Origin of the sequence: Rhodococcus rhodochrous, assembly GCF_014854695.1 — a bacterium.
GTDB lineage: Bacteria > Actinomycetota > Actinomycetes > Mycobacteriales > Mycobacteriaceae > Rhodococcus.
The window spans coordinates 2073827-2089672 of the sequence record NZ_CP027557.1; the positions used below are offsets into that span (position 1 = coordinate 2073827).

The following is a 15846-nucleotide window of genomic DNA, read 5'->3' on the forward strand; positions in this document are numbered from 1 at the left end:
TCATGGAGCGGTTGCCCTATCACGACCGAGTCGTGTCCTGCGTCGTCCGAAGAAGGTGAGTTCCCCGTGTCCACCCGTGATTCCAGCACGTCCCGTTCCGGCCGGGACTCCGGGCTGGTGTTCGACACGCTCTCCCTGGGCCGTCGGCCCGGTTCGATGCGTACGGTCGAGCGGAAGGTGCCGTCACCCTCGCGCATCGGGCTCGATCTGATCGCGATCGAGGAAGGCTCCGAGATCGATCTCGATCTCCGCCTGGAGTCGGTGTCCGAGGGCGTCCTGGTCACCGGTAGTGTTCGTGCCGACGCCGTCGGTGAGTGCTCTCGGTGCCTCGAGTCGTTCACCGAGCCGGTGGACGTGTACCTCACCGAGCTGTTCGCCTACCCGAACAGCGTTACGGAGCAGACCACCGAGGACGACGAGGTGTACCGCGTCGAGAACGATCTGATCGATCTCGAACCGGTCCTCGTGAACGCGGTGGGTCTGGAACTTCCGCTGCAGCCGTTGTGTAGTGACGACTGTGCGGGATTGTGCCCCGAATGCGGCATTCGCCTGGCGATTGCAGAATCCGGGCACCGTCATGAGACAATGGATCCTCGCTGGGCTGGGTTGGCAGCCAAGTTCGGCGCGGGCTCCGAAGAACCCAGCAGTCAAATCGACAGCTCGAACAACGAGGAGAAGTAGACGTGGCCGTCCCCAAGCGCAGAATGTCGCGTTCCAACACCCGGTCGCGGCGCAGCCAGTGGAACACCACTGCGCCGACGCTCGTCACCTGCCCGAACCGGGGTTGCGGAGAGAAGAAGCTGCCCCACGTGGCGTGCCCGTCGTGCGGCACCTACAACGGCCGTCAGGTGACCGCGCCCGTCTAATCGGTATTCACGTGACGAGCAAGTCCTCCGAAACAGCTACCGAGGGCGGCGAAGAGAGCCACGAGTCTCTCCTCGCCGCCCTCGGCGTGCCTCTGGACGCAGAACTGCTGTCCTTGGCGCTCACCCACCGCTCGTACGCCTACGAGAACGGCGGGTTGCCCACCAACGAACGTCTCGAGTTCCTCGGCGATGCCGTCCTCGGGCTCGCGGTGACCGAAAAGCTCTACCTCACCCACCCGGACAAGTCCGAGGGCGAACTCGCCAAGATCCGCGCGAGCGTCGTCAACATGCACGCGCTCGCCGAGGTGGCGCGCGGCCTCGGAGAAGGTGGGCTCGGAGTGCACCTCCTGCTCGGTAAGGGCGAGGAGCTGACGGGCGGACGCGACAAGGCCAGCATCCTGGCCGACGGAATGGAATCGCTTCTCGGCGCCGTCCATCTCGCCCACGGCATCGACGTCGCGCGCGAAGTGGTCCTGCGCCTGTTCGCCGCACTGCTCGAACGCGGCCCCCGCCTCGGTGCCGGTCTGGACTGGAAGACGAGTCTGCAGGAACTCACCGCCGAACGCGGTCTCGGTGTTCCCGCCTACGAGATCACCGCCACGGGTCCCGACCACGACAAGGAATTCACCGCCACCGCCCTCATCGGTGGCAATCCCTATGGCACCGGTGTCGGACGTACCAAGAAGGAAGCCGAGCAGAAGGCCGCGTCGGCCGCGTGGAACGCGCTGACCGAGGGCACTGCTGCCGAAGCCGGTGATGTCGGGGCTTCCGATCAGCAGTCCGGATCCGCCGAGACGCCCACCGAGAGCAACTGACCGCAGGTGCCCGAACTTCCCGAGGTCGAGGTGGTCCGTCGCGGACTCGACGCGCACGTCGTCGGCGCGACGGTGGACTCGGTACAGGTGCTGCATCCGCGTGCCGTCCGCCGGCACGAGCCCGGTCCGCGCGATCTCGCACTGCAGGTGACCGGTCAGAAGGTCGCCTCGGTCGAGCGTCGCGGCAAGTACATGTGGCTCGTGCTCGAACCGGCCGATCTGGCGCTCGTGGTGCACCTGGGGATGAGCGGGCAGATGCTCGTGCAGCCTCCGACCGTGCCGGACGAGAAGCATCTGCGTATCCGCGCCGTCCTCGACAACGGTGCCGATCTGCGTTTCGTCGACCAGCGCACCTTCGGAGGCTGGGCCCTGGCTCCGCTCGTCGAGGTGGACGGTGATCATCTGCCGCTGCCGGTCGCGCACATCGCCCGCGACCCGATGGATTCCCGGTTCGACCCGGACGCGGTCGTGGCCGTGCTGCGCACCAAGCACACCGAGATCAAGCGTGCGCTGCTCGACCAGACCATCGTCTCCGGCATCGGCAACATCTACGCCGACGAAGCGCTGTGGCGCGCAAGGATTCACGGCAACCGGCCGACCGACGCGCTGTCGCGTCCGAAGCTCCGGTCGGCTCTCGATGCGGCTACCGAGGTGATGGCGGAGGCTCTCGGGCAGGGCGGTACGTCGTTCGACGCCCTGTACGTCAACGTCAACGGGGAGTCCGGTTACTTCGAGCGTTCCCTGAACGTCTACGGGCGCGAGAACGAGCCGTGCCGACGCTGCGGCGCGCCGATCCGCCGCGAGAAGTTCATGAACCGCTCGTCGTACAGCTGCCCGAAGTGTCAGCCACGACCGCGAACGACCCGGTAGCGCAGGCGCATACCGGGCCGTTCGGAACGTGGTGGTTCAGATGTCGAAGAAGACCGTCTCGGCGCCACCGTCCGGGGTGTCCTGCAGCCGGATGTCGATCGTGTAGACGGTGCGTCCGTCGCGCTCGGAACGCGACGCGATCAGGGTGTTGCGCCGCACCTCCCATTCGATGCCCTTCAGGACGGGATCGTCGGCGTTGAGCTCGGCCTCGTCCTCGAAGTAGACCCGCGTGTGCAGGCCGAGGTTGATGCCGCGCGCGAAGATCACGAGCAGGATGTGGGGTGCCGAGACGGAGCCGTCGGGGTTGGTGACGGCGCCGGGCTTGATCGTCTCGATCGTGAACACGCCGGTCTCGAAGTCGCCGCCGGTGCGTCCCCAGCCGCGGAAGTTCGGATCGAGGTCCTTGTCCTGTGCGTCGTCGGGATGTGCGTACCGGCCGTGGGCGTTTGCCTGCCAGCTCTCGAGCAGGGCGTCGCGCACCGGGGTGCCGGTGCCGTCGATGACACGGCCCTCCAACACGATTCGCTCGCCCTCGGTCTCGTCGGTGACGAGGACGTTGCCGAAGTTGTTGTCGAAGATGTCGAAGCCGGCCTGCTGCGGCGCGAGCCCGATGTGGACGTACGGGCCGCCGGTCTGCGAGGGCGTCTCCGGGAAACGTGTGACCATCGCGCGGGGGAGCAGCGGGGGCACGGGCCGGTAGGGATCGGTGGGCAGGCTCATCGCGGGGCTCCCGGGAGGTCGGTGTTCTCGAAGAAAGTGGCGCGGCGACCGCGCAGGGTGATGTCCCAGCGGTAGGCACGGGCGTCGAACGGAGCGTTGGAGGCGGGATCCTCCTGGGCGATCAGACTGCGGAGCTGATCCACGGTCGGGATCGTCCGCGCGATCGGGCACTTCTCGATGAGCGGATCGCCCTCGAAGTACAGCTGGGTGATCAGGCGCTGCGCCCACCCGCGGCCGAGGATCGATACGTGGATGTGCGCCGGGCGCCAGGCGTTGCGGCTGTTGCCCCACGGATATGCGCCGGGTTTGATCGTCCGGAACTGGTAGTAGCCGTTCGCGTCCGTGAGCATCCGCCCGCAACCGCCGAAGTTCGGATCGATGGGAGCGAGATAGGTGTCCTTCTTGTGGCGGTACCGGCCACCGGCGTTGGCCTGCCACACCTCGACGAGTGCGCCCTCGACCGGATTGCCGAACTCGTCCTTGACGAAGCCGTGGACGATGATGCGCTCACCGATCGGCAGGCCGTCCTTCGAGAAGTTCAGGATCAGATCGTTGTCGAGGGCGCCGAGCTCGTCGCTGCGGAAGACGGGTCCGGTGATCTCCGACAGGGTCGGCTTCGGCGTGATGAGCGCGTTGCGCGGTGCGCGCAGCACCGATGTGCGGTAGCCGGGGGTGAGCGCGGGTGGGTGCAGCGTGTGGTCGCGCTCGACGTACTCGCCGGTGGACATGCGATCTCCGATCTCTGAGCTGTGGACACCACCATAAGATGAAGAAAAACTCATGTAAATTGACAAAACAGCAGTTGATTCATAACTTCCAGTAATGCAATCCCAGTTCGGTCCGTCTTCGTCCCTCCCGGAGCAGGCGCGACGCATCCGCCTCCGGCACCTGAGATGTTTCGTCACCGTCGCGCGCGAAGGTCAGGTCGGGCGGGCCGCCGAACTGTTGCAGCTGAGTCAGCCGGCCGTCACGAAGACCCTCAACGAGCTCGAGGTGCTCGCCGGAGCGAAACTCCTCGACCGCGGCCGACACGGTGCGCGCCTCACCGCGGCGGGTCACCGCTTCCTGCGATACGCGCAGGACGCCACCACCTCACTGGACGCAGCGGTGGCCGCACTGGCAGGAGCGGCCGAACCCGCCCGCGAACCGCTGCGGATCGGGGCCCTGCCCACCGTGGCCGGGTCCGTACTCCCCGAAGCCTTGGCGGAGCTGCGCCGCATGCGCGCGGATCTGGACATCCGGATCCGCACCGACCCCAATGCCGTCCTGCTGTCGACGCTCGCCGCCGGCGCCCTCGACGTCGTCCTCGGGCGCATGGCCGAACCGTCCCGGATGGTCGGGCTGTCGTTCGAGCTCCTGTACGCCGAGACGTTGATCCTCGTCGTCCGGCCCGGCCACCCCCTCGCCGAGCGTTCCGTCTCCGTCGCCGACACGCTCGAACACCCCCTGGTGGTCGCGACCGGCGGAACCGTGCCGCGCCACGCGACCGAGGCGTTGTTCGAACGTCACGGCCTGCGACTGCCGGTCGGGCTGATCGAGACACTCGACCTCGCCGTGGCACGCGGGGTGGTCCGGCGCAGCGACGCCGTGTGGATCACCACTGAACGCGCGGCCCGGGACGACCTCGCCGACGGCGTGGTCCGGCGCCTGGACGTGCCCACCGCGGGCACCGTCGAACCGGTCGGAGTGCTGCGACGCAGTGCCGACGCGTCGTCCGCCGCGGTCGAGGACTTCGTGACCATCCTGCGCGACATCCCGGTCGACGGGACATGGCAGGATTTCCCCCATGGCTGACCAGACTTCCGACCTTCCCGCCACCGAGCTGTGGGTCGAGCGCACCGGCACGCGCCGCTACACCGGCCGCAGCTCCCGCGGCGCCGAGGTGCTCATCGGCTCGGAGAGCGTCGAGGGCGTCTTCACCCCGGGCGAGCTGCTCAAGATCGCGCTCGCCGCGTGCTCCGGCATGGCTTCGGACTTCCCGCTGTCCCGCCGGCTCGGCGACGACTACGACGCGACGATCCGCGTCTCCGGTGCCGCCGACCGCGAGAACGAGGTCTACCCGCACCTCGAGGAGGAGATGGTCCTCGACCTGTCGGAGCTCGACGCTGACGCACGGGACCGTCTCATCGCCCTCGTAGAACGGTCCGTCGACAAGGTGTGCACGGTGGGCCGCACCCTCAAGGCGGGCACCGAGGTCTCGCTGACGATCACCCCCGAGGACTGATCGATGAGCGCCCCCGCAGACGTCGAACGGCTCACGGCGTGGGTGCACGGCCGCGTCCAGGGGGTCGGTTTCCGCTGGTTCACGCGTGCCCGCGCACTCGAACTCGGGCTCGTCGGGCACGCGACGAATCATCCCGACGGTCGCGTGATGGTCGTCGCCGAAGGCCCCCGGTCCGCGCTCGAACAGCTCCTCGCGTGGTTGCGATCCGGCGACACCCCCGGTGAGGTGCGGCTCGTCGTCGAATCCTGGGATCCCGCGCGCGGCGACCTCACCGGCTTCGTCGAACGCTGACATCCGTCCTGTTTGTCCGTTCGTCTCGGACACCTCCTTCGTCGGCCCCGGAGCGCTGCGCCGGATCACTCCCGACGGCAGCGTGACCACCGTGCTACCCGAGGTGACCGGTCCGGGTGGCATCGTCGTCGAGGGTCCCACCGTGTACCTGAACGTAGGCAACACGACCGTCTCGAGGGTGCACCCGGCCTAGGAAAGCAGTCACAACCCGCCGGTAGAGTTCTCACCCATGTACCTCAAGAGTCTGACGTTGAAGGGCTTCAAGTCCTTCGCCTCGTCGACGACTCTGCGTTTCGAACCGGGCATCACCTGTGTGGTCGGACCCAACGGGTCCGGCAAGTCGAACGTCGTCGACGCGCTCACCTGGGTGATGGGGGAGCAAGGTGCCAAGGCCCTGCGCGGCGGCAAGATGCAGGACGTCATCTTCGCCGGAACCGCCGGCCGCCCGCCGCTCGGACGCGCCGAGGTCACGCTCACCATCGACAACTCCGACGGCGCGTTGCCCATCGAGTACTCCGAGGTCTCCGTCACCCGCCGCATGTTCCGCGACGGTGCGGGCGAATACGAGATCAACGGCAGTTCCTGCCGTCTCATGGACGTGCAGGAACTGCTGTCCGACTCCGGTATCGGCCGCGAGATGCACGTCATCGTCGGCCAGGGCCGCCTCGCCGCGATCCTCGAATCCCGCCCGGAGGACCGACGCGCGTTCATCGAGGAGGCCGCCGGCGTCCTCAAGCACCGCAAGCGCAAGGAAAAGGCGCTGCGCAAGCTCGACTCGATGCAGGCCAATCTTGCCCGTCTCACCGACCTCACCGCCGAACTGCGCCGTCAGCTCAAACCGCTCGGCCGGCAGGCCGAGGTTGCACGTCGCGCCCAGACCATCCAGGCCGACCTGCGCGACGCGCGGTTACGACTGGCCGCCGACGACCTCGTCACGCGTCGTGCCGAACTCGCCGGGCACGACGAGCAGGAAAAGATGGTCCGGGAGCGGCTCGACACCGTGCTCGCGGCGTTCGACGACGCGAACGCCGAACTCGCCCGTCACGAACAAGCCCTCGCGCAGCTCACGCCGGGCGCCGAAGCGGCGTCGCAGACCTGGTTCCGCCTGTCCGCCCTCGCCGAGCGTGTGTCGGCGACCGTGCGGGTCGCGCAGGAACGCGCCCGGCACCTGCACGCCGAACCCGAGGATCGCTCCGGTCAGGATCCCGACGAGATGGAAGCCCGCGCCGACCGGATCGCCGCCGAGGAAGCGGAACTGGTCGAGGCCGTCGAGATCGCGCACGGAGCCCTCGAGGCGGCTCGCGAGCAGCTCGCCGAGCAGGAGGAGGCCGCAGCGGCCGCCGAACGCGCACATCTGGCCGCGGTGCGTGCCGTCGCCGACCGGCGCGAGGGCCTCGCGCGTCTCGCCGGTCAGGTCGAGACGATGCGCACCCGCGCCGAGTCGATCGACGCGGAGATCGCGCGCCTGACCGTCGCCATCGAGGAGGCGCGGCTCCGCGGCGTCGCCGCGCAGGCCGAGTTCGAGACCGCTCAGGCACGCATCGACGATCTCGATGCCGGTGAGATCGACGCCGACGCGCAGCACGAACGAGCCCTGGAAGCGCAGCGGCTCGCCGACGAGCGGGTCACCGAACTCCACGAAGCAGAACGCGCTGCGGGCAAGGAGGTCGCCTCCCTCGGTGCCCGCATCGAGGCCCTGTCGATGGGCCTCGAACGCACCGACGGCGCCGCCTGGCTGATCGACACGCGGTCCGGCGACGGACTCGTGGGGCGCCTCGCCGACCGGCTCCGGGTGTCCCCGGGATACGAGGCGGCCGTCGCAGCAGCCTTCGGCGCCGCGGCCGATGCCCTCGAGGTGGAGTCGGCCGACGCCGCGATCTCGGCGGTCGCAGCGCTCGCCGACGCCGACCAGGGCCGGGTGGCGTTCGTCCTGCCCGGCGCAGCCGGCCCCACCGACGCCGGCGACCTGCCGACCGGTGCCCGATGGCTCCGCGAGGTCGTCGAGTGCCCCGCCGACCTGCGCGGAGGCGTCGACGGCCTGCTGGCCCGCACCGTCGTGGTCGACGACCTGCCCACCGCCCTCGGGGTCTGCGCCGCCCGGCCCGACCTGCGCGCCGTGACGCGTGGGGGAGACCTCGCCGGTGCGGGCTGGGTGGTCGGCGGCTCGCATCGCGCCCCGAGCACCCTCGAGATCCAGGCGGCGATCGACACTTCCCGTGCCGGTCTCGAACAGGCCGAACGCCGCTCCGAGGAACTGGCCGCAGCCCTCGCGGGCGCACTCGCGGAGCAGGCCGAACGCGCCGAACACGTCGAACAGACCCTCGCCGCGCTCAACGAGTCCGACGCGGCGATGTCGGCCGTCTACGAACAACTCGGCCGGCTCGGCCAGGCAGCGCGCACCGCCCACGCCGAATCCGGACGGCTCGCGGCCCAGCGCACCGAAGCGGAGAAGGAACGCGACGCGGCACGAGAGAAGCTGGTCGAACTCGAGGAGCGACTGCGTCTGGCCGAGGACGACTCGGCCGGCAGTAGCGACGGTGCCGGCACCGAACACACCGCCGCCGAACGGGAGATGGCCGCGGCCGCCCTCGCCGAGGTCCGGGCCGTCGAGGTCGAGGCGCGACTCGCGGCGCGCACGGCCGAGGAACGCGCCGAAGCGCTTCGGGGCAAGGCGGATTCGCTTCGTCGTGCCGCGCAGGCCGAGCGCGAGGCCCGTGCTCGTGCCGAACGTGCCCGCATCGCGCGTCGTCAGGCGGCGGCCGTCGCCGCTGCGGTGGCCGAATCAGGGCAGCGACTCGCCGAACAACTCGAGCTGGCCGTGGCGACGGCACTCGCACAGCGTGACGACCTGAACCGGCGCCGCGCCGAATGCGCCGAGCAACTCGAACGCGCCCGCGAACTCGTCCGCGAACTGTCGGCGCAGCGCGACCAGCTCACCGACGCGGTGCATCGCGACGAAGTGGCCCGGGCGCAGGCCTCGCTCCGGATCGAGCAGCTCGAGCAGACCATCCTCGAACAGCACGGCATCGCCCTCGACGACCTCGTGGCCGAGTACGGCCCCGACGTGCCGCTGCCGCCCACGCCGCTGGAGATGGCCGAGTACGAGCAGGCACGCGAACGCGGCGAACAGGTCGTCGCTCCGCAACCGATGCCCTACGACCGGGCCACCGAGGAGCGGCGGGCCAAGCGCGCCGAGAAGGATCTCGCGACGCTCGGGCGCGTCAACCCCCTCGCGTTGGAGGAGTTCGCGGCGCTCGAGGAGCGCTACAACTTCCTGTCGACCCAGCTCGAGGACGTCAAGAGCGCCCGCAAGGACCTGCTCGCTGTCGTCGAGGAGGTCGACGCGCGAATTCTGCAGGTGTTCACCGAGGCCTACGCCGACGTCGAGCGTGAGTTCGAACAGGTCTTCGCGAAGTTGTTCCCCGGTGGGGAGGGACGGCTCGTGCTCACCGACCCCAGCGACATGCTCACCACCGGCATCGAGGTCGAGGCCCGCCCGCCGGGCAAGAAGGTCAAGCGCCTGTCGCTGCTGTCGGGCGGCGAGAAGTCCCTGACCGCGGTGGCGATGCTGGTTGCGATCTTCCGGGCCCGCCCGTCACCCTTCTACGTGATGGACGAGGTCGAAGCCGCGCTCGACGACACCAACCTGCGACGATTGATCGGGCTGTTCGAGCAGCTGCGCGAGAAGTCCCAACTCATCGTCATCACGCATCAGAAGCCGACGATGGAGGTCGCCGACGCGCTGTACGGCGTGAGCATGCGGGGCGACGGCATCACCCGGGTCATCTCGCAGCGTCTGCGCGGACGCGAGATCGCGACACCGGTCCCCGAACCGGAGGAAGAGCTCCAAGCCTGACAGTATGGGTGCGTGAGTACCGGAGCCTGGATAGTCATCGCCGCCGCGCTGGCGGTCGTTCTCGTCGCGCTCGTCGTCGGTCTGACCCTCTACCGGCGGCGACAGGTGTCGCTGAAGGCGCCCGAGACCCCGCAGCTCGATTCCGCCGAGACCAAGGACCGCTCGGGCGGTTACAAGGCGCAGAGCGGATTCAGTTTCTCGCAGGGCACGGCCGCGCCACCGGCGCCGGCCCCCCGGCCTGCGCCGAAACCGGCACCGAAGCCTGCGGCGAAGCCGGAGCCTGCGCCCCGCACGGTGCCGCTGCCGGAGGAGATCACCGAAGCTCCGCCGAGCACACCCGCACCCACAGAACCGAAGGTCGAGCCCAAGCCCGAACCGAAGGTCGAGCCCAAGCCCGAGTCGAAGCCCGCAGAACCGGAGCCCGCAGAACCGAAGCCGGCCGAACCGGAGCCGGTCGAACCCGAGGTCGCTCCGGAGCCGGAGCGTCCCGCTCCCGAGCCCGTCGAGCCCGAGGTCGCCCCCGAACCGGAAGTCGCACCGACACCGGAACCCGAGGTCGAGCCCGCCCCGGCGACGGAGACCGTCGTCGAACCCGAGGTCACCGAACCCGAGGTCACCGAACCCGAGGTCACCGAACCCGAGGTCACCGAACCGGAAATTGTCGAACCGGCCGGACCGGCCGCTGTTCCGCCGGCAGCCCCGATCGAGGAGATCGAACCCACCGCGGGTCGCCTCGTCCGCTTGCGTGGCCGTCTGGCCCGCTCGCAGTCGGCGGTCGGCAAGAGCCTGCTCGGTCTGCTCGGTGGCGGCGACCTCGACGAGGACTCCTGGGAGGAGATCGAGGACACGCTGCTCGTCGCCGACCTCGGCGCCGCGACGACCACCAAGATCGTCGACCGTCTGCGTGAGGAGATGGTCGTGAACAACGTGCGCAGCGAGGCCGACGCCCGCGCCGTGCTGCGCAGCGTGCTCGTCGACGAGCTCCGTCCCGAGCTCGACCGTTCCATCAGGGCCCTCCCGCACGAGGACCATCCCGCCGTGCTGCTCGTCGTCGGTGTCAACGGCACCGGCAAGACCACGACGACCGGCAAGCTCGCCCGCGTGCTCGTCGCGGACGGACGCCGGGTGCTGCTCGGTGCCGCCGACACCTTCCGTGCCGCGGCCGCCGACCAGTTGCAGACCTGGGCCGAACGCGTCGGTGCCGAGGTCGTCCGCGGCAAGGAGGCCGCCGATCCGGCCGCGGTGGCGTTCGATGCCGTCGCGAGGGGCATCGACAACGGTGTCGACGCGGTCCTCGTCGACACCGCCGGCCGCCTGCACACCAAGACCGGCTTGATGGACGAGCTCGGCAAGGTCAAGCGCGTGGTGGAGAAGAAGGCCGCCGTCGACGAGGTGCTGCTCGTCCTCGACGCGACGATCGGCCAGAACGGTCTGATGCAGGCCCGCGTGTTCGCCGAGGTCGTCGACATCACCGGTGTGGTGCTCACCAAGCTCGATGGAACCGCCAAGGGCGGCATCGTCTTCCAGGTGCAGCACGAACTCGGCGTCCCGGTGAAGCTGGTGGGTCTCGGTGAGGGCGCCGACGATCTCGCACCCTTCGAACCGGAAGCCTTCGTGGACGCCCTGTTGGGCTGATCGGCGCTGCTCTGCTGGGCTGATCCGCACCGCGTCCGTCGTTCCGGCCGCTGTCCGCTCACGCGGGCAGCGGCCGGTTCCGTCGGTGGGGATGCGGTGTCCGAAAAGTGTGAAACAAGGATGAAACAAGGTCGGTTCCTGCGTTCACGCCCACGAAACAGCGCGGCGCCTCCACGGAAACATCCGGGCAGCAAGCTTTCCCTCGACAACGCGCCGATCGGCGCGGCCTACAGGGAGGTTGCAAGTGGAGGAAGTGGTGAACACCGGCGACGCAGCGTGGATGCTGATAGCAGCGTCGCTCGTGCTTCTGATGACCCCGGGCCTGGCGTTCTTCTACGGCGGGATGTCCCGCTCCAAGTCCGTGCTCAACATGATGATGATGTCGTTCGGTGCGATGGCACTGATCGGCGTCATCTACGTCCTGTGGGGCTGGTCGATGTCCTACGGCACCGAGAGCGTGCTCGGCATCTTCGCGAACCCGTTCGAGCAGTTCGGTCTGCAGGGCGCCATCTACGGCGAAGACGGGGAATTCCTCGCCGGCATCGGCAACTACCCGCAGATCATCGACATCGGTTTCCAGGTGACCTTCGCGATCATCACCACCGCCCTGATCAGCGGTGCGCTGGCCGAGCGCGTGAAGTTCGGTACGTGGATGGCGTTCGTCGCGATCTGGGTGACCTGCGCCTACTTCCCGCTCGCCCACATGGTGTGGGGCGGCGGTCTGCTCTCGGGCTCCGAGGACAGCATCGCGGCCGCACTGTTCGGAACGGTCGACGACGGTGAAGGTGGCCTGACTGCCGCGGTCCACCCGATCGACTTCGCCGGTGGCACGGTCGTGCACATCAACGCCGGTATCGCCGCTCTCGTCCTGGCGATCGTCATCGGCAAGCGCGCCGGCTTCGGACGCACCGCCTTCCGTCCGCACAACCTGCCGTTCGTCATGCTCGGTGCCGCGCTGCTGTGGTTCGGATGGTTCGGCTTCAACGCCGGCTCCGCCTTCGCCGCCGACGGTACCGCCGGCCTGGCCTGGGTCAACACCACCACCGCCACCGCTGCCGCCATCCTCGGCTGGCTCCTCACCGAGCGCATCCGTGACGGCAAGGCCACCAGCCTCGGTGCCGCGTCCGGTGCCGTCGCCGGCCTGGTCGCCATCACCCCGGCTGCCGGCTCGCTGAGCCCGGTCGGATCGATCGCCCTCGGCGTCATCGCCGGTGTCCTGTCCGCCCTCGCCGTGGGCCTGAAGTACAAGTTCGGTTACGACGACTCGCTCGACGTCGTGGGTGTCCACCTCGTGTCCGGCCTGTGGGGCACGGTCGCCATCGGCTTCCTCGGCACCGAGACCGGATTGTTCTACGGTGGCGATTACAAGCAGCTCGTCATCCAGATCGTCATCGCAGTCGTCGCCCTGGTGTTCACCGCCGTCGTCACCGCAGTGATCGCCTTCGCACTCAAGCCCATGGGCTGGCGTGTGAGCGACGAGGAAGAGGCCCGCGGTATCGACGAAGCCGAACATGCGGAATCCGCATACGACTTCGCGCCGGCTCTCAAGTGATAAGAAGACCACGACAGCGAGCAGGGATGACAGCGGCCAGCGGGCTCTGGGAAGGATGAGGATATGAAGCTGATCACGGCGATCATCAAGCCGTTCACGCTCGAGGACGTCAAGGCAGGCCTGGAGCAGGCCGGTGTGCTCGGAATGACAGTCAGCGAGGTGCAGGGGTACGGCCGCCAGAAGGGCCACACCGAGGTCTACCGCGGAGCCGAGTACTCCGTCGACTTCGTGCCGAAGGTCCGCGTCGAGGTCGTCGTCGACGACTCCGCTGTAGACAAGGTCGTCGAGACCATCGTCGAGGCCTCCCGTACCGGCAAGATCGGCGACGGCAAGGTGTGGGTCACGCCCGTGGAAGCCGTGGTCCGGGTCCGCACCGGAGAACGAGGTTCGGATGCGCTCTGACCCCCAGGGGTCCGGCACTCGAGGCCCTGATCCCGTTGCTTCGGCAGCGGGGTCGGGGCCTTCGGTGTCCTCGGCCCGCAAAACCGCACCGGCGGGCGCCGCCGATCTCGCGGCCGCCCGCGACACCCTGCTCTCCGGCGGCCCCCGCAGCCGCCGCCTCGACACCGTGGCCCTGCGTCACGCCCTCGTGGACCTGCATGAATTCTGGTTGACGACGAAGGGCTCCGAACTCGGCATCAAGCGCGAGGGAGGCTTCGCCATCGTCGCCGTCGGGGGTCTCGGACGCCGCGAGATGCTCCCGTACTCCGATCTCGATCTCATCCTCCTCCACGACGACATGGCGCCGTCCGTCGTGTCGAAGGTCGCCGACGAGCTCTGGTACCCGCTGTGGGACGCGCACATCAAACTCGACCACAGTGTCCGGACGGTGCCCCAGGCCCTCCAGGTGTTCTCGTCCGATCTGACGGCCGCACTGGGAATGCTCGAGGCGCGGCACATCGCGGGCGACGCCCAGCTGAGCAATCTGCTCATCGGCGGTGTGCGACGTCAGTGGCGCACCGGCATCCGGTCCCGCTTCGACGAACTCATCGAGATGACCGAGGTGCGGTGGCAGCGCAGCGGGCAGATCGCCCACCGGGCCGAACCCGACCTCAAGAGCGGTCGCGGCGGGTTGCGGGACGTGCAGTTGCTCAATGCCCTGTCCGTTGCGCAGCTCACCGACGGCATGCCGGGACTCGGACCCGACGTCCCGGGGGGTGGTCTCGCGGCCGCCCACCGGCGACTGCTCGACGTACGCACCGAGCTGCACCGCGTCGCCGGCCGCTCCCGCGATCAGCTGCGCGCGCAGGACGCCGACGAGATCGCCGCGGCGCTGCGGATCGGCGACCGTTTCGATCTCGCGCGGGTGCTCACCGAATCGGCCCGCACGATCAGCTACTCCGTCGACGTCGGCCTGCGCACGGCGGCCAATTCGCTGCCGCGCAAGGGCCTGTCGCGACTGCGTCGCGGACCGGTGCGGCGACCCCTCGACGAAGGGGTCGTCGAGCACGGGGGAGAGGTGGCCCTCGCGCGCGACGCGCATCCGCGTCGCGACCCGGGCCTGATCACGCGGGTCGCGGCGGCCGCCGCGCAGGCCGGACTGCCCGTCTCGGCGGCCACGCTCACCCGGCTCGCCGATCACGCCCCGGAACTACGCGAACCCTGGCCCCGCGAAGCCCTCGACGACTTCCTGGTGCTGCTCGGTTCGGGACGTCGCGCCGTCGACGTCATCGAGTCGCTGGACCGCACAGGACTGTGGGGGCGGTTGCTCCCCGAATGGGGTGCGGTGCGCGACCTGCCGCCGCGCGACGCCGTCCACACGTGGACCGTGGACAGGCACCTCGTCGAAACCGCCGTCTACGCGAGCGAACTGACGACGCGGGTCGCCCGGCCGGACCTGCTCGTCCTCGGCGCGTTGCTGCACGACATCGGCAAGGGACGCGGCGGCGACCACAGCGTGGTCGGTGCCGAACTGGCCCTGCAGATCGGACGGCGGATGGGCCTGTGGCCCTCGGACCTGGCGTTGCTCACCTCGATGGTGCGACACCACCTGCTCCTGCCGCACACCGCGACCCGGCGCGATCTCGACGATCCGGAGACCGTGGCCGCGGTCGTCGACGCCCTCGACGGCGATCCGGTGCTGCTCGACCTGCTCCACGCCTTGGCCGAGGCGGATTCGCAGGCCACCGGCCCGGGAGTCTGGGGGGACTGGAAGGCGTCGCTGATCAGGGAACTCGTGCGCCGCTGCCGCATGATGATGGCGGGGGACGAGTTGCCGGCACCGGATCCGATCGATCCCGCCCTCGCGAACCTCGCCGAGGACGGCGCCTTGCACGTCGCGCTCGAACCACGCGAGGACGGTCGCAGCTTCACCGCGACCTTCGTCGCGCCCGACGAGCGGGGTGTGCTCTCCGACGAGGCCGGCGTGCTCTCGCTGCACGGTCTACGGGTGCTGTCGGCCTCGATCGGCAGTCACGCCGGCAGCACGGTCAACAGCTTCGTCGTGGCCCCGAGATTCGGTTCACCGCCCGAAGCGGCGCTGCTCCGGCAGGAACTCGTGCGGGCACGCTCCGGCGACCTCGACCTCCTCGGTGCCCTCGAGACCAAGGACCGCGCCGAACGTGAGAGCAGGCTTCCCGAGCGAACGGCCCGGGCGGTTCCCGTCAGCGCCGCTCTCGCGCCGCCGCGGATCATCTGGTTCGAAGGATCCGAAGCGGACCAGGTCGTGCTCGAGATCCGGTCGGAGGACCGGATCGGTCTGCTGTGCCGCCTCGCGGACGTCTTCGAGCATGTCGGAGCCGACGTGCGGTGGGCACGGGTGAGCACGCTGGGTTCGACGGTGATCGACTCGTTCTGCGTCGATCTCGCCGGTGCCCACACCCGTGTCTCCCGGGAGCATCTCGAGAAGGAACTGCTGTCGGTCCTGCCTGCCCCCGAGCCGCCTGCGCCCGCCGACAGACCGTGACCGACAGATCGTGACCGCGCGGGCGGCCCGCCCTGTGGCGTGGCCACCCGCGGTCGCGACGGATCGGGAGCGGTTACCCTGGTTCGCAGCAATGTCCGCATCTTCGTCAGAG

The 15846-nt window shown here is 69.2% G+C and carries 14 protein-coding genes; 12 read left to right on the plus strand and 2 right to left on the minus strand.

All coding sequences use genetic code 11. From position 1 onward, the window contains the following. The first annotated feature begins 66 nt into the window (after positions 1–66). The 4 genes from C6Y44_RS09595 to mutM are packed head-to-tail and all read left to right on the plus strand — an operon-like array spanning position 67 to position 2551. On the plus strand, positions 67–681 hold the full coding sequence (locus tag C6Y44_RS09595) for a YceD family protein (RefSeq protein ID WP_120282236.1): 615 nt from the start codon (positions 67–69) through the stop codon (positions 679–681). Between the two features lie 2 nt (positions 682–683). After that, positions 684–866, plus strand: coding sequence for a 50S ribosomal protein L32 (gene rpmF / locus C6Y44_RS09600; RefSeq protein ID WP_006551208.1), 183 nt, complete (start codon positions 684–686; stop codon positions 864–866). Positions 867–877: 11 nt separating this feature from the next. Next, entirely contained in the window at positions 878–1681 is an 804-nt protein-coding gene (gene rnc / locus C6Y44_RS09605; RefSeq protein WP_120282237.1) for a ribonuclease III, read from the plus strand. A gap of 6 nt (positions 1682–1687) precedes the next feature. After that, positions 1688–2551: a bifunctional DNA-formamidopyrimidine glycosylase/DNA-(apurinic or apyrimidinic site) lyase gene (gene mutM / locus C6Y44_RS09610; protein ID WP_159418599.1), complete on the plus strand. Its 864-nt coding sequence runs from the start codon at positions 1688–1690 to the stop codon at positions 2549–2551. 36 nt (positions 2552–2587) lie between these two features. On the opposite strand, the gene pcaG is transcribed toward mutM, so the two are convergent. After that, entirely contained in the window at positions 2588–3271 is a 684-nt protein-coding gene (pcaG, locus tag C6Y44_RS09615) for a protocatechuate 3,4-dioxygenase subunit alpha (protein ID WP_159418598.1), read from the minus strand. Next, on the minus strand, positions 3268–3999 hold the full coding sequence (gene pcaH, locus C6Y44_RS09620) for a protocatechuate 3,4-dioxygenase subunit beta (protein ID WP_006551212.1): 732 nt from the start codon (positions 3997–3999) through the stop codon (positions 3268–3270). The genes pcaG and pcaH overlap by 4 nt, the downstream gene beginning before the upstream one ends. Positions 4000–4093: 94 nt before the next feature. On the opposite strand from pcaH, the gene C6Y44_RS09625 reads away from it, so the two are divergent. The 8 genes from C6Y44_RS09625 to C6Y44_RS09660 all read left to right on the plus strand — a co-directional run bounded on the left by C6Y44_RS09625 (position 4094) and on the right by C6Y44_RS09660 (position 15734). After that, the gene (locus tag C6Y44_RS09625) at positions 4094–5065 is read left to right on the plus strand and encodes a LysR substrate-binding domain-containing protein (protein WP_159418597.1); all 972 of its coding nucleotides are present in this window, start codon (positions 4094–4096) and stop codon (positions 5063–5065) included. Then, the gene (locus tag C6Y44_RS09630) at positions 5058–5495 is read left to right on the plus strand and encodes an OsmC family protein (RefSeq protein ID WP_120282240.1); all 438 of its coding nucleotides are present in this window, start codon (positions 5058–5060) and stop codon (positions 5493–5495) included. Before C6Y44_RS09625 ends, C6Y44_RS09630 begins: the two co-directional genes overlap by 8 nt. A 3-nt stretch (positions 5496–5498) precedes the next feature. Further along, the gene (locus C6Y44_RS09635; RefSeq protein ID WP_120282241.1) at positions 5499–5786 is read left to right on the plus strand and encodes an acylphosphatase; all 288 of its coding nucleotides are present in this window, start codon (positions 5499–5501) and stop codon (positions 5784–5786) included. A gap of 229 nt (positions 5787–6015) precedes the next feature. Continuing rightward, complete coding sequence (gene smc / locus C6Y44_RS09640) at positions 6016–9642, plus strand: chromosome segregation protein SMC (RefSeq protein WP_159418596.1); 3627 nt, start codon at positions 6016–6018, stop codon at positions 9640–9642. 12 nt (positions 9643–9654) lie between these two features. Then, positions 9655–11277: a signal recognition particle-docking protein FtsY gene (gene ftsY / locus C6Y44_RS09645; protein ID WP_159418595.1), complete on the plus strand. Its 1623-nt coding sequence runs from the start codon at positions 9655–9657 to the stop codon at positions 11275–11277. 244 nt (positions 11278–11521) lie between these two features. Beyond that, entirely contained in the window at positions 11522–12829 is a 1308-nt protein-coding gene (locus C6Y44_RS09650) for an ammonium transporter (protein ID WP_159418594.1), read from the plus strand. Positions 12830–12892: 63 nt separating this feature from the next. After that, entirely contained in the window at positions 12893–13231 is a 339-nt protein-coding gene (locus C6Y44_RS09655) for a P-II family nitrogen regulator (RefSeq protein ID WP_016694628.1), read from the plus strand. Further along, a complete protein-coding gene (locus C6Y44_RS09660) occupies positions 13221–15734 on the plus strand; it encodes a [protein-PII] uridylyltransferase (RefSeq protein WP_120282247.1) in 2514 nt (837 codons plus the stop codon). The genes C6Y44_RS09655 and C6Y44_RS09660 overlap by 11 nt, the downstream gene beginning before the upstream one ends. Positions 15735–15846 lie beyond the last annotated feature (112 nt).

Coding starts and splice junctions, on each gene's coding strand:
- pcaG (WP_159418598.1), bottom strand. CDS start 3,271: ATGAGCCTGCCCACCGATCCCTACCGGCCCGTGCCCCCGCTGCTCCCC.
- pcaH (WP_006551212.1), bottom strand. CDS start 3,999: ATGTCCACCGGCGAGTACGTCGAGCGCGACCACACGCTGCACCCACCC.
- C6Y44_RS09625 (WP_159418597.1), top strand. CDS start 4,094: ATGCAATCCCAGTTCGGTCCGTCTTCGTCCCTCCCGGAGCAGGCGCGA.
- C6Y44_RS09630 (WP_120282240.1), top strand. CDS start 5,058: ATGGCTGACCAGACTTCCGACCTTCCCGCCACCGAGCTGTGGGTCGAG.
- C6Y44_RS09635 (WP_120282241.1), top strand. CDS start 5,499: ATGAGCGCCCCCGCAGACGTCGAACGGCTCACGGCGTGGGTGCACGGC.
- smc (WP_159418596.1), top strand. CDS start 6,016: ATGTACCTCAAGAGTCTGACGTTGAAGGGCTTCAAGTCCTTCGCCTCG.
- C6Y44_RS09655 (WP_016694628.1), top strand. CDS start 12,893: ATGAAGCTGATCACGGCGATCATCAAGCCGTTCACGCTCGAGGACGTC.
- C6Y44_RS09660 (WP_120282247.1), top strand. CDS start 13,221: ATGCGCTCTGACCCCCAGGGGTCCGGCACTCGAGGCCCTGATCCCGTT.